The 13,519-nt window shown below is 75.7% G+C and carries 10 protein-coding genes; 2 read left to right on the top strand and 8 right to left on the bottom strand.

What is annotated here, in order from left to right:
- Positions 1–36: 36 nt before the first annotated feature.
- From trxB to HL054_RS16810, 5 genes are all read right to left on the bottom strand, one after another.
- Entirely contained in the window at positions 37–1,053 is a 1,017-nt protein-coding gene (gene trxB, locus HL054_RS16830; protein WP_440347950.1) for a thioredoxin-disulfide reductase, read from the bottom strand.
- A gap of 65 nt (positions 1,054–1,118) precedes the next feature.
- Positions 1,119–2,759, bottom strand: coding sequence for a hypothetical protein (locus tag HL054_RS16825; protein WP_369140187.1), 1,641 nt, complete (start codon positions 2,757–2,759; stop codon positions 1,119–1,121).
- A gap of 73 nt (positions 2,760–2,832) precedes the next feature.
- Positions 2,833–4,584 carry a murein biosynthesis integral membrane protein MurJ gene (gene murJ / locus HL054_RS16820; protein WP_369140186.1) on the bottom strand — a complete coding sequence of 584 codons (1,752 nt, stop codon included), beginning with the start codon at positions 4,582–4,584 and terminating at the stop codon, positions 2,833–2,835.
- Positions 4,585–4,946: 362 nt separating this feature from the next.
- Positions 4,947–7,271 carry a DUF6049 family protein gene (locus tag HL054_RS16815; RefSeq protein ID WP_369140185.1) on the bottom strand — a complete coding sequence of 775 codons (2,325 nt, stop codon included), beginning with the start codon at positions 7,269–7,271 and terminating at the stop codon, positions 4,947–4,949.
- Positions 7,268–7,744: an NUDIX hydrolase gene (locus tag HL054_RS16810; protein ID WP_369140184.1), complete on the bottom strand. Its 477-nt coding sequence runs from the start codon at positions 7,742–7,744 to the stop codon at positions 7,268–7,270. Before HL054_RS16810 ends, HL054_RS16815 begins: the two co-directional genes overlap by 4 nt.
- A gap of 77 nt (positions 7,745–7,821) precedes the next feature.
- Between HL054_RS16810 and HL054_RS16805 the strand changes: the two genes are divergently transcribed.
- The gene (locus tag HL054_RS16805) at positions 7,822–9,315 is read left to right on the top strand and encodes a CCA tRNA nucleotidyltransferase (protein ID WP_369140183.1); all 1,494 of its coding nucleotides are present in this window, start codon (positions 7,822–7,824) and stop codon (positions 9,313–9,315) included.
- On the opposite strand, the gene HL054_RS16800 is transcribed toward HL054_RS16805, so the two are convergent.
- Positions 9,213–10,628, bottom strand: coding sequence for an MFS transporter (locus tag HL054_RS16800; protein ID WP_369140182.1), 1,416 nt, complete (start codon positions 10,626–10,628; stop codon positions 9,213–9,215). The genes HL054_RS16805 and HL054_RS16800 overlap by 103 nt on opposite strands.
- A 69-nt stretch (positions 10,629–10,697) precedes the next feature.
- On the opposite strand from HL054_RS16800, the gene HL054_RS16795 reads away from it, so the two are divergent.
- A complete protein-coding gene (locus HL054_RS16795) occupies positions 10,698–11,369 on the top strand; it encodes a YqgE/AlgH family protein (protein ID WP_369140181.1) in 672 nt (223 codons plus the stop codon).
- A gap of 92 nt (positions 11,370–11,461) precedes the next feature.
- On the opposite strand, the gene HL054_RS16790 is transcribed toward HL054_RS16795, so the two are convergent.
- A complete protein-coding gene (locus HL054_RS16790; protein ID WP_369140180.1) occupies positions 11,462–12,238 on the bottom strand; it encodes a hypothetical protein in 777 nt (258 codons plus the stop codon).
- 128 nt (positions 12,239–12,366) lie between these two features.
- Positions 12,367–13,446, bottom strand: coding sequence for an inositol-3-phosphate synthase (locus HL054_RS16785; RefSeq protein ID WP_369140179.1), 1,080 nt, complete (start codon positions 13,444–13,446; stop codon positions 12,367–12,369).
- Between the last annotated feature and the right edge of the window lie 73 nt (positions 13,447–13,519).

The following is a 13,519-nucleotide window of genomic DNA, read 5'->3' as shown; positions in this document are numbered from 1 at the left end:
ACAAGCGGCTGGGCCGGTCTATGCCCCAGCCGCCGTTCAGCGCTCGTCGAAGGTCTCGGCGAGCCAGCGCTCGGCGTCGATCGCCGCGGCGGCACCGGTGCCGGCCGAGGTGATGGCCTGCCGGTAGATGTGGTCGACCACGTCACCGCAGGCGAAGACGCCGTCGATGTTGGTGTTGGTGGTCGGGTGGTCGACGACGACGTAGCCCTCGTCGTCCAGCTTCAGCTGGCCGACGAACAGCTCGGTGCGCGGGTCGTGACCGATGGCCACGAACAGGCCGCTGACCGGCAGCTGCTCGGTCACGCCGGTCTCGACGTCGGTCAGCTCGACCGCGGAGACGGTCGCGTCGCCGTGCACGTCGGTGACCTGCTTGCCCAGCGCCCAGCGGATCTTCTCGTTGTCCTGGGCGCGCTTCTGCATGATCTTCGAGGCGCGCAGCTCGGGACGGCGGTGCACGACGGTGACCGACTTGGCGAACCGGGTGAGGAAGGTGGCTTCCTCCATCGCGGAGTCACCGCCACCGACGACCACGATGTCCTGGTCGCGGAAGAAGAAGCCGTCGCAGGTCGCACACGCGGACACGCCGCGGCCGAGGAGGCGCTGCTCGTTGTCCAGGCCGAGGTAGCGGTACTTGGAGCCGGTGGCCACGATGACCGCGTGCGCCAGGTGCACCTCGTCGCCGACCTTGACCACCTTGGGGTTGGCGGTGAGGTCGACCTCGGTGACGTCGCGGGCGACCAGCTCGGCGCCGAAGCGCTCAGCCTGGGTGCGCATGTCGTCCATCAGCTGGGGGCCCTGGATGCCCTCCGGGAAACCCGGGAAGTTCTCCACCTCGGTGGTGGTCATCAGGGCGCCGCCGAACTGCGAGCCCTCGAACACCTGGGGGTGCAGGTTCGCGCGGGCGGCGTAGATCGCGGCCGTGTACCCGGCCGGGCCGGACCCGATGATGATCAGGTCGCGGACCCCGTCGTGCTCGGCCGGCGGGATCGCCGGCGCGGCGCTGGTCGGGACCGTCAGGCCGGGGTGGGGGTCGTTGCTCGTCACAGGCGGCACAACCGTCAGGGTAGGGGCGCTATTCCGCGCCGTCCCGTCGGTTGCCGCGTGCCGGAAGGTCGTCCTCAGCCCGCGGCGGTGATGGCGACCTCGCCCAGGTCGGCGCTGAAGCCGTCCGGGCCGTCGACCAGGCCGGTCACCCAGACCAGCACGTACCGGGTGGTGACCGGCTCGCTGAAGGCCAGCTGGTCGGTGCCGCCGAGCCGGCCGGACGCGGAGACCGCGAAGGCGTCCAGCCCGCCGTCCGGGGTGCCCCCGGTGCGCACCTCGACGGTCGACCCGGGCCGGGTGGTGGTGATCGTGACGCCGGACAGCGCCTGCTCGCCGCCCAGGTCGTAGACGATGCCGACGCCGGGCTTGAGGTTGCCGAAGGTCGGCGTCCCGCGGTAGTTGAGCGTCGACCAGGTGGTGGCGGGGTCGCCGTCCAGGGTCCGCGGCACCTCGTCGTCGTTCTCCGGCTCGCCGTCGCCGAAGGGGTCGAAGACGAGGGCCGAGATGACCGGCAGCGGGGCGCCGGCCGCGGGCGCCTCGGCGGTGGTGGAGGGGGCCGCGGAGCTCTCGGCGGACGCCGTGGGCGGGGTCGACCCGCCGCCGCCCTGGTCGACGTTGCCGGCGACGGAGAGGACGTTGTTGCCGAACCAGAGGGCGGCCACGACCACCAGCGCCAGCGCCGCCATGAGCACCCCGGCGACGGCGAACCGGCGGCGGGCGGTGGTGGACGGGCCGTCGTCCACGGAGGGGTCGTCGGCGGCGGCGAAGGTCTCGCCGAAGTCCAGCTCCTCGTCGTCGTCGTCGACCGGCGCGGCCGGCCGCGCCGCCAGCGGGCGGACCAGGCCGGGGCCGGGGACGGGCGGCAGCGTGGCGCGGTCCAGCCGCACCGGGTGGTCGCCCTCGGGGGCGGACTGCGCCGCCTCGGCGTCGACCAGGTCGCGGCGGTCGCGCAGCCGGCGCATCCAGCCGCTGTCGGTGTAGCCGTCGGGCCGGACGGCGTCCTGCGGCCCGGTGCCCGCACCGGCCCCCGGCCGCGGCCGCTCGGCGAGCAGCGCGGCCATGGTGCTGACGTTGGACAGCCCGGTGGCCGGGTCGTCGGAGCGGGCCCGGCGGACCAGCGCCGCGAGGTCCGGGGAGTCGATGGCCAGGTCGGCGCGGCCACCGGTCAGGCACAGCTCCAGCAGGGCGCCCAGGGCGGCGATGTCGCCCTTCTCGGTGCCGCCGGCGGCCGGCACGGACAGCAGCCCGACCAGGCCGCCCGGGCGCAGCACCACGTGCTCGGGGGTCAGCCCGCCCACGGCGAGGCCGACGCGGTGGGCCTCGGCGACGCCCTCGGCGAGCCGGCGGACCAGCGCCCGGGCCTCGCGCTCGGGGAGCGGGCCGTCGGCGGCCAGCCGGTCGGAGAGCCGGGTGCCCTCGATCCACTCGTTGACGACGTAGGCGGCGCCACCGGGCTCGGAGCCGCCGGTGCCCTCGGCGGCGTCGTAGACCATCGACAGCGCCGGGGTGGCCAGCCCGCCGGCGGTCAGCGCGCGGGTGATCCACTCGCGGGCGGCCGGGCCGCCGGGGGTGTGCACGCGCAGCGCGACGTCCCGGTTGAGCACCCGGTCACGGGCGCGCCAGGACCGGATGACCCCGGTCGGCGTCACCTCGTCGGGGGCGATCTGGTCCAGCGGGCGGTAGCGGTCGGGCAGCCCGGTTGTCGTCGACGTCACGGACGCTGCCGACCCCCTGCTCGTTCACCGCCGGGGACGGCGTCCCCGGACCGGACGGCGGCGGGCGCCCCGGTCACCGTGAGCGCCCGAGCCGAGCCCGGACACCGGTCAGCGCGGCCCGGACCTCCGGGACGCCGACCACCACGGCACCCGCGACCACCGCGCTGCCGATGACCACGGTACCGAGGACGACCGTGCCGAGCGAGCCCGGTACCGACGTCCCGAGGGCGCGGCCGGCCAGCGACACCGCGACCCAGCCCAGGACCGCGGCCACCGCCGAGACCAGCGCCATCCGGGCGACCGTCCGGCCGGCGTCGGGGTTGCTGCGGACGCCCAGCTTGCGCTGCAGGGCGACGGCGCCGACCACCCAGCCGGCGACGTAGGTGGCGCTGGTGGCGATCATCAGCCCGGCCACCACGTGCTCGGGCCCGACGACCACCGGCACCAGCAGCAGCAGCGGCACCCGGACGGCGACCATCACCACCTGGATCAGGGTGGGGGTGCGGGCGTCCTTCATCGCGTAGAAGACCCGCAGCTGCAGCAGCGTGACCGCCATCGGCAGCAGGCCGAACGCCCCGACGGCCAGCGCGACGCCGACCCCGCGGGCGTCGGCGACCTCGGCGTTCCCGCGGCCGAAGGCGACGATGCCCACCGCCGGCCCGAGCACCACGAGCAGGGCGGTGACCGGCAGCAGCCCGGTGGCCGACAGCCGGGTGCCCAGCGACAGGTCGGCCACCACGCCGTCCATGTCGCGGCGGGCCGCGGCCCGGCTCATCCGCGGCAGCAGCGCGGTGAGCAGCGCGACGCCGATGATCCCGTAGGGCATCTGGAACAGCAGGCTGGCGTTGCTGAACGCGAAGGGGCCCAGCCCGCCCTCCTCGGCCGCGGCGTTGGCCACCACGCTGGCGACCACCACCCCGACCTGGCTGACCAGCACGTAACCGACCACCCACAGGCCGAGGGCGCCCGCCTCGCCCAGCCCGGTGCCACGCAGGCCCCACCGCGGCCGCAGCGGCACTCCGTGGCGGCCCAGCAGCGGCAGCAGCACCAGCGCCTGGACGGCGATGCCCAGCGTGGTGCCCACCCCGAGCAGCCACACCTGCCCGGCGCTGATCGTGAGCGGCTCGAGGTCGCCGGGGCCGGCGGCCAGCAGGAACACCACCCCGGTGGCGATGACCACCAGGTTGTTGAGCACCGGAGCCCAGGCCGGTGGGCCGAACACCTGGCGCGAGTTGAGCACCGCCGTGGCCAGGGCACCGACGCCGTAGAAGACGATCTCCACCAGCAGGATCCGGGCCAGCCAGTTGGCCAGCTCGACCTGGCCCTCGTTGCCGGCGGTGTCCCGGATGCCCATCAGCCAGGTGAGCGCCGGTGCGGCGAGCACGGCCAGCACGGTGAGCACCGTCAGCCCGGTGACCGCCAGGGTCATCAGCCGCTGGGTGTAGCGCACCCCGCCGTCGGCGTCCTTCTCCTGGGCGTTGACCAGCAGCGGGACGACGACCGAGGTCAGGACCCCGCCCAGCAGCAGCTCGTAGACGATGTTGGGCAGCGTGTTGGCGACGGTGTAGGCGTTGCCGACCAGCCCGAAGCCCAGCGCGGCGGTGAGCACCACGGTGCGCAGGAAGCCGGTGAGCCGGGAGACCAGGCTGGCCACCGCCATGGTGCCGGCCGCCCGCAGGATGCCGCCGCTCGCGCCGGGGGCGCCCTCGCGGGCCTCGGTGACCTCCTCGTCCTCGTCCGGGACCGGGGTGACGGCCGGGAACGCGGGGATCAGCTGGGTGTCGTCGGGACCCGGCACGAACCGGCGCCGGGTGGGCGGCGGCACGGGGGGCAGGGCGGTCCGGCGGCGGGGCGCGTCGGCGGCGGGCGGTGCGGGCGCGGGTGGTGTCCGGCCCGGGCTGGTCGGCACCGGGGTGACGGCGGGCCGGGAACCGGTGGGCGGGGGCACCGGGGGCAGCGGGCGCGGCCGCGCCTCGGGCGCCGCCGGGGGGACGGGCGCCGCCGGGGGGACGGGCGCCGCCGGGGGGACGGGCGCCGCCGGACGGGCCGGCGGCGGGACCGGTGGCACCGGCAGGCGGGCGGCGGGAGCCTGCGTGGGCGACGGCGCGGTGGACGGCGCCTGGGCCGGGGGGGCGTTCTTGTACGGCGGCGGGGGCAGGGGCACGGGCGGGCGCGGGCGCTCGCCGGTCACACCGGGCTCCGCGTGGGCGGCAGGGCCGAGACGCCGTCCAGCAGCGGGTCCTCGGCGGCGTGGTCGCCGCGGCGGCGGGCGAGGACGAACCGGACCGCGCGGCGGAGGAAGAGCAGGCCGAGCAGGACCGCCGCGCCGATCGTGATGGCCAGCGTGATCGGCCCGTACGCGGTGCTCTTCACCTGCATCTGCACGTCGTCGCCCAGCGGCTGGCCGCCGGGGGTGGTCAGCCGGGCGGTGACGGCGAAGCCACCGGACTGCCGCACCTGCGCGGGCACCTGCAGCGTCGTCCGCGAGGCGGGCTCCAGGGTGGTGACGCCGATGTCGTCGGTGGTGAGCCCGACGTTGCCCCGGGCCTGCAGCTCCAGCCGGACGTCGACGGCGAAGGGCAGGTCGTTCTGCACGGTCAGCACCAGCGGGGCGTCGCTGGAGGCCAGGCTGTAGGTGCCGTCGACCGGAGCCAGCAGCGTCACCTGGTCGCGCAGGTCGGCCACGGTGTCCCGCAGCTCCACGGCCGAGGCGGCGAAGCCCTCGGGGTCGGCCCGCCACTGCGCCGAACCGGCCCGGGCGATGGCGGCGTCGTACCCGGCCAGCACCGTGCCGGCGTCCCCGACGACGGCGTCGGCGAAGTCGTCGCGGCCGCGCATGGTCTCGGTGATGGCGGCCAGCCTCTCGGCGGGCAGGCCGCCCCCCGGGGCGGACGGGTCCGTCTCCAGCGTGCCGGCGGCTGCCTGGGGGCCCTCGGTCAGGGTGTCCAGCGACCCGGCGGCGAGCCACGGCTGGGTCGCGGTGTCGGTCATCATCGCCGTCACCGTGGCCGGGTCAGGGTCGACCCGGCGGGGCGGGGCGACCAGGACGCTCTGCTGGGTGCCCGGGTCGCGGGCGGCGAGCTGGCGGGTCAGCACGCCGAGCTCGGCGAGGTAGCGCTGCTCGGTGAGCCGGCCGTCGCCGGCGTCCGGCGTCGCGTCGGCCACGATCTCGGTGAGCCCGCTGTCGGCGACGAGCACCGCGACGTCCCCGCCGGCGGCCGGCAGCGTGCTGCGCGCCGCGGCCGGTGCCCCGTCGGCCCCGACCGCGGCGTCGCCGTCGGTGAGCGCGGTGTCCGGGAGCACCACGGTGTCCGCGCCGCCGGCCTGCAGGGTGTCCACCGTCGCCGCGGCCAGGGTGGACCCGGCCGGCCAGGCGACGTCGGTGCGCGGGTCGACGCCGAGCACGTCGCGGACGACGGCGGCGCCGGCGCCGGTGGTGCCGTCGGGGGCGGTCGCCGGGTCGTCGGCCGGCTGCCGCGCGGTGCCGGCGGGCGTGCCCGGCAGGCTGCGGGTGACGACGGCGGCCTGCCCGGCGGTGACCAGCGCGTCGGCGTCGACGTCGGCGTAGGCGAGGGCGACCACCGGGAGCTCGCCGGCGAGCTGCCGCAGCCGGTCCAGGAGGTCGGCGGCGTCGCCGGTGCCGGTGCCCTCGGCGCCCCCGGCGCGGTAGGGGCCGGCGGCCATGACCGACAGCTCCTCCAGCAGCGCCGGGTCGACGGCCAGCGTCACCGGGACGGTGAGCTCACCGGTGCCGGGGGCGTCGCCGCCGCTGCGGGGCAGCTGCTCGAGCACCTCCACCGCCCGGTCCAGCCGGCCGCCGTCGGCGACCTCGCCGGCCAGCTCGTCGTCGGTGAAGGCGCCGGCCGGGTCGCGGTGCGGCCGGTCGGTGATCGGCCACAGCCAGGCCACCGTGGTGCGCGCCGCCGGGGCCGGCTGCTCGACCACCAGGTGGGTGGACAGCTCACCGACCCGCTCGGGGGCGCCGTCGGAGGTTCCGTTGAGGTTGACCAGCAGCGGGTAGACGCCGTCGGCCGGGAACTGCAGGACGTCGGCGGTGGTGGTGTAGCTGAACGACAGCGAGTCGCCGGGCTCCAGCTCGCCGGGCACCTCCTGGAACGGCGTGGTCGCGGCCGTGGCGTCGCTGGGCTCGGCCAGGTCGTCGGCCAGCTGCTGCCGGCTGGTCAGCACGTCGCCGCGCTGCACCCGCACGGACAGGTCGGTCCAGGTGTCCTCGCCCTCGTTGACCAGGGTGCCGCTGACCTCGATCGGCGAGCCGGGCGTCACCGTCCGCGGCTCCAGCCGGTCGACCGTGATCTCCACCGGGCGGCTGTCCGCGGCGTCGTCCCCGGGCGCGGCCAGGGCCGGCGCCGCCGGGGAGGCGCCGAACAGCACGGCACCCAGCACCAGCGCCGGGGGGAGCACCCCGCCCCGGCCCCCGCGGGACGGCGGCGTCGCGGCGGCGGAGGTGGACCCCGGGCGGCCGGCGGCGCGGCCGGCGGCCCGCCGTGTCACGCGCTGTCGGCCAGCAGGCCCGGCGCGCGCTCCACCAGCGCACGCTCGTCGGCATAGGCCAGCCGCCCGCCGAGTTCGGTCAGCGGTACCCAGGCGACCTCGGTGACCTCCACGTCGGCGTCGGAGAGCGCACCGCCGGTGGCCCGCAGCAGGAAGTGGTGCACCGTCTTGTGCACCCGCCGCCCGTCGGCGACGAACCAGAAGTCGATGATCCCCAGCGGCGCGACGACCTCGCCGATGATGCCGGTCTCCTCGGCCACCTCGCGGACGGCGGTGTCCTCGGGCGTCTCGCCCTCCTCGATGTGCCCCTTGGGCAGCGACCAGAGCAGGCGGCCACGGCGGTCGGTGCGGCCGATCAGCGCAGCGCGCGGGCCGGTGACGTCGTCGTCCGCGACCACCAGACCCCCGGCCGAGGTCTCGTCGACCCGGCGCAGCCGGCGGCCGGGGCGCTGTCGCCCGCCCGTCCCAGCCATGCCAGGAGGGTAGCGCCTGTCCCCCGGCCGTTCCGGGAGCGTCGCGGCGAACCGCGGCGGCACTACTCTCGACCGTCGTGTCCGTAGAGCCCCCGCGCCGCCCTCCCGCCGAGCCCGTCCCGCCGGCGGTGCAGCAGACGGTGCGCGAGCTCGTCGACGTCTCCCCGGTGCTGGGCGAGCTCGGCCGCCGGTTCACCGCCGCCGGCTTCCAGGTCCACCTCGTCGGCGGCTCGGTCCGCGACGCGCTGCTGGCCGCGGGCTCCACCGGCGCCGAGCCCGCCCGGCCGGTCGGCGACCTGGACCTCACCACCGACGCCCGCCCCGAGCAGACCCTCGAGGTGCTGCGCGGCTGGGCCAGTTCCACGTGGAACACCGGCATCGCCTTCGGCACGGTGGGCGCGGAGGTGCGCGGCGAGCGGGTGGAGGTCACCACCTTCCGGGCCGACCGCTACGACCGCGAGTCCCGCAACCCCGAGGTGGCCTGGGGCAGCTCGCTCGTCGACGACCTGGCCCGCCGGGACTTCACGGTCAACGCGATGGCGGTCTCGCTGGGCCCGGACCGCGCCGTCACCGACCCCTTCGGCGGCCTCGGCGACCTGCTCGCCCGGCGGCTGCGGACCCCGGGGGCAGCGGTCGACTCCTTCGCCGACGACCCGCTGCGGATGCTGCGCGCGGTGCGCTTCGTCGCCCAGCTCGGCCTGACGCCGGACGACGAGGTGGTGGCGGCGATGACGTCGCTCGCCCCGGAGCTCGGCCGGATCACCGCCGAGCGCGTCCAGCACGAGTTCTCCCGGACGCTGCTCAACCCGGCTCCCCGGGCGGCCCTGGAGCTGTTCGTCGGCACCGGGCTGGCCGACGTCGTGCTGCCCGAGCTGTCCGCGCTGCGGATGGAGATCGACGAGCACCACCAGCACAAGGACGTCTACTCCCACTCGCTGACCGTGCTGGACCAGGCGATCGAGCTGGAGGTCGCCGACCCCGACGCCGGCTCCCCGGACCTGGTGCTGCGGCTGGCGGCGCTGCTGCACGACATCGGCAAGCCGGCCACCCGCCGCCACGAGGCTCGCGGCCGGGTCTCCTTCCACCACCACGAGGTGGTCGGCGCCAAGCTGGTGCGCAAGCGGCTGACGGCGCTGAAGTACCCCAAGGACGTCGTCGAGGCGGTCTCCCGGCTGACGTTCCTGCACCTGCGGTTCCACGGCTACGGCAGCGGCGAGTGGACCGACTCGGCGGTGCGCCGCTACGTCACCGACGCCGGGGAGCTGCTGCCGCGGCTGCACAAGCTGGTGCGCTCGGACTCCACCACCCGCAACCGCAAGCGGGCGGCGGCGCTGTCGGCGACCTACGACTCGCTGGTGCAGCGGATCGCCGAGCTCGCGGAGGCGGAGGACCTCTCCCGCATCCGGCCGGACCTCGACGGCAACCGGATCATGGAGCTGCTGGGCATCGGCCCGGGCCCGGAGGTCGGTCAGGCCTGGCGGTTCCTCAAGGACCTGCGGCTGGAGCGGGGGCCGCTGGAGCCGGAGGAGGCCGAGGCCGAGCTGCTCACCTGGTGGCGCTCGCGGACCTGAGGGGCGGGCTCGGCGGCGCGCGGTGACGCCAGCGCGTGGCCGGGCCGCCGGCTCCAGCGGGAGAAGGCGACGGCGGTGAGCAGGTAGCCGGCGCCGATCACCAGCAGCAGCGGCAGGCTCACCCCGGACTCCGGCAGCAGCACCGCCCCGGCGAGCAGGGACGCGACGAAGGTGACGTTGAACAGCGTGTCGTAGACGGAGAAGACCCGGCCGCGGAAGTCGTCGTCCACGGACTCCTGCAGCGTGGTGTCGACGCAGATCTTGATGCCCTGCGCGACGAACCCGAGGGTCAGCACCGCCCCCACGACCGCCGGCGGCTCGAACAGCCCGCCCAGCACCAGCTGACCGACCCCGGCGAGGACCAGCAGGCCGGTGACCCACCGCGCCCGGCCCCACCGGCGCACCGCCGCCGGGGTCACCGCGGCGGCGAGGAGGGTGCCGGCGGCACCGGCGGCCAGCACCTCCCCCAGCCCGGCCAGCCCGCCGCGGAACAGGCCGGTCTCGTCGGTGAAGGTGTTGCGGTAGAGCAGCAGCGTCATCAGCGTCAGCACGCCGTAGAACAGCCGGTGGGCGGCCATCACGGTCAGGACGGCGGTCGCCGGCGGGTGCTGGACCATGTGCCGGGCACCGGCCAGCATCCCGTGCAGCACGTCCCGGGCGCTCACCGTCGCGGCCAGCGTCAGGTGGTCGGGGCCCAGGTAGGGGCGGGCGAAGCCGGCGACGAGCGCCGCGGACGCCAGGTAGGGCAGCGCCGAGCCCAGGGCCAGGGCGGCGTACCCGCCGGTGGCCGAGCCGGTCAGGCCGGTCACCCCGATGGCGACGCCGCCGCCGAGCACCGCGGAGACCGCGCCCGCCGTCGTGGACAGCGCGTTGGCCGACACCAGCGAGGGTTCGTCGGTGGTGTGCGGCAGCCCCGCGGACAGCGCGGACAGGACGAACCGGGTGACCGAGAAGACGGCGAGGCCGGCGACGTAGAACGCCGTGCCCTGCACGCCGGCGAGCACCAGCGCGGCGACGACGACGACCAGGGCCGCGCGCAGCACGTTGGCCACCAGCAGCACCTGCCGGCGGCTCCACCGGTCCAGCCAGACCCCGGCGAACGGGCCGACCAGGGAGTACGGCAGCAGCAGGACCGCGAAGCCGGCCGCGACGCCCACCGGGTCGGCCGCCTGCTGCGGGTTGAACAGCACCGTGCCGGCCAGGGCCGCCTGGAACACGCCGTCGCCGAACTGACCGGTCAGACGGGTCAGCAGCAGCCTCCGGAAGTCCCCGCGGACCAGGAGGTGGCGCACGGTCGTGGGCGCCTGCTGCACCCCAGCCACACTACGAGCCGGGCAGCTGCGTCGCCCCTCCGGTGCGGACCTGGGGCACACTGGTCGGCGATGAACCCGGTGCCCTCGTCACCCGACCCCGAGCGTCGCCCCGCTGCCGGCCAGGCCGCGGGCCGAGGCCGGCGCGACGCCGTCCCCGCGCTGTCCGTGGGGTCGCTGGACGACGTCGGGCCCGGCTCGCTGCTGGTGGCGATGCCCAGCCTGACCGACCCGAGCTTCGCCGGTGCGGTCGTCTACGTGCTCGACCACTCCGACACCGGCACCATCGGCGTCGTCCTGGGCCGGCCCAGCGAGGTGCGGATCGGCGACGTGCTCCCCGGCTGGTCCGAGCACGCCGTCGAGCCGGCGGTGTTCCACGTGGGCGGCCCGTGCGAGACCGACACCGCGCTGTGCCTGGCCACCCGCGCCGGCAGCGCGCCGCTGGACCCCGACGGCGGGCTGCGGTCGGTGGCCGGCCAGGTGCACCTGGTCGACCTGGACAGCGACCCGGACCTGCTGGACGGCGAGATCTCCGGGCTGCGGGTGTTCGCCGGGTACGCCGGGTGGTCCGCCGGGCAGCTGGCCGCCGAGCTCGCCGAGGGCGCCTGGGCCTGCGTCCCCGGTTCCCCCGCCGACGTGCTCACCGCCGAGGACGGCCCCCGGCTGTGGCGCTCGGTGCTGCGCCGGCAGACCGGCCGGCTCGCCGTGCTGTCGACGGCTCCGGCGGACCCCTCCGCGAACTGACCGCGTGTCGCTGGTCGTGGGCCCGCCGGCCTGGTAGGAAAGAGCCTGCAGGAGGGGCGGCCTGGGGAAGAGGCCGCCCCTCCTGCGCTGTCTCAGAGCCCGACCGCCTCCGCGACCTCCGGGTGGGCGGTGAGGTCCACGGTCTCGCCGTCGGCGGGCAGGCTGATCTCCCGCCGTCCGTGGTCGGCGAGGGTGATGGTCACCTCGAAGTCCTGCAGCGTGGTCACGTACTGCACCAGCAGGCCGCTCTCGGCCGCGACCGCGATCTCCGCGCCGGTGCCGCTGCGGAAGACCGACGCCAGCTCGCCGTTGACCGAGCGGGAGCCCTGCCAGGTGTAGGCCTCGAAGGACCGCGGGTCGTCCGCGGAGCGGGCCGAGAGCCGGGTGACCATCTGCACCAGCACGTCCAGCAGCGAGGCGGTGCCCGCGGCATCGGTCGTCGCGATCGGCCGGCGGGCGTAGCCGGCGGGGGGCAGCCCCGCGGCCGCCACCGCCTCGGGAAGGCCGGGGACGTCGCCCTGCCACAGGTCGGTGCCGTCGAAGAAGAGGGTGCGGGTCTCCTCCGGCTGGCCGTCCTGGTAGCGGGTGACCGCCTGCGCGCGGCCGATGGTCCGGCTGAAGTCCACCTCGCCGGTCAGGGTCAGCACCGCGCCCTCGGCGAACGGCGCGCTCACCTCGACGTCCGCGCCGCCCTCGCGGAAGTCGGCGACCAGCACCTCGGCCAGGACGTCGGCCTCCTCGGCGGTGACCGCCGCGCCGGGACGGCGCTCGGCGGCGTCCTCGCCGCTGCAACCGGACAGCACCGCCACGGCGGCGACCACGGTGACGGCCACCAGCCGCAGGGACCCGGGACGGCGGGGGGAGCGCATGCCCGCAGCCTAGGACGGCCGGCCCGCCTCCCTGCCGGAGCAGGGAGACGGGCCAGGTGACGTGCTGGCAGGCCCCGTCCAGAGGCTCGCCCCGAGCTTGCGAGGGGTGAGGAGGACGGGGTCCTTGATCAGCGCTCGACGTCCCCGCGGATGAAGGCCTCGACGGCGTCGCGCGCCTCGCTGTCGCTGTACTGCTCCGGCGGGCTCTTCATGAAGTAGGACGACGCGGAGAGGATCGGGCCGCCGATGCCGCGGTCCATGGCGATCTTGGCGGCGCGGACGGCGTCGATGATGATGCCGGCCGAGTTCGGGGAGTCCCAGACCTCGAGCTTGTACTCCAGGTTCAGCGGGACGTCGCCGAACGCACGGCCCTCCAGGCGGACGTAGGCCCACTTGCGGTCCGAGAGCCACGGCACGTGGTCCGACGGGCCGATGTGCACGTTGCCCTTGCCCATGTCCCGGTCGACCTGGCTGGTGACCGACTGGGTCTTGGAGATCTTCTTGGACTCCAGGCGCTCGCGCTCGAGCATGTTCTTGAAGTCCATGTTGCCGCCGACGTTGAGCTGCATGGTGCGGTCCAGCTGCACGCCGCGGTCCTCGAACAGCTTGGCGAGCACCCGGTGGGTGATGGTGGCGCCGACCTGGCTCTTGATGTCGTCGCCGACGATCGGCACGCCGGCGTCGGTGAACTTCTGCGCCCACGCCGGCGTGCCGGCGATGAAGACGGGCAGCGCGTTGACGAAGGCGACCTTCGCGTCGATCGCGGCCTGGGCGTAGAACTCCGCCGCCTGCTGGGAGCCGACGGGCAGGTAGCAGACCAGGACGTCGGCACCGGACTCGCGGAGCGCGGTGACCATGTCGACCGGCTCGTCGTCGGACTCCTCGACGATCTCGCGGTAGTACTTGCCCAGCCCGTCGAGGGTGGTGCCGCGCTGCACGGTGACGCCGAGCGGCGGCACGTCAGCGATCTTGATGGTGTTGTTCTCGCTGGCGACGATCGCCTCGGAGAGGTCGCGGCCGACCTTCTTGGCGTCCACGTCGAACGCGGCGACGAACTCGACGTCGGAGACGTGGTAGTCGCCGAACCGCACGTGCATGAGGCCGGGGACCGACGCGGACTCGTCCGCGTCGCGGTAGTACTCCACCCCCTGGACCAGCGAGGCGGCGCAGTTGCCGACGCCGACGATGGCGACCTTGACCGATGCCATGGACTGTCTCCCTCCGACGGGCCCTGGGGGCCCGGACGATGTGTGTGCGGGTGCTGCGGTGGTGCTGCTCAGG

It is taken from the genome of Modestobacter versicolor (genome assembly GCF_041028285.1).
GTDB lineage: Bacteria > Actinomycetota > Actinomycetes > Mycobacteriales > Geodermatophilaceae > Modestobacter > Modestobacter versicolor_A.
Note: the sequence above shows the minus strand (reverse complement) of the source record. Positions and strands in the feature narration are given on the sequence as shown.

Excerpts from the sequence above, each read along its gene's own strand:
- HL054_RS16810 (WP_369140184.1), bottom strand. The coding sequence starts at position 7,744 with ATGGCTGGGACGGGCGGGCGACAGCGCCCCGGCCGCCGGCTGCGCCGG.
- HL054_RS16785 (WP_369140179.1), bottom strand. The coding sequence starts at position 13,446 with ATGGCATCGGTCAAGGTCGCCATCGTCGGCGTCGGCAACTGCGCCGCC.
- HL054_RS16795 (WP_369140181.1), top strand. The coding sequence starts at position 10,698 with ATGAACCCGGTGCCCTCGTCACCCGACCCCGAGCGTCGCCCCGCTGCC.
- HL054_RS16790 (WP_369140180.1), bottom strand. The coding sequence starts at position 12,238 with ATGCGCTCCCCCCGCCGTCCCGGGTCCCTGCGGCTGGTGGCCGTCACC.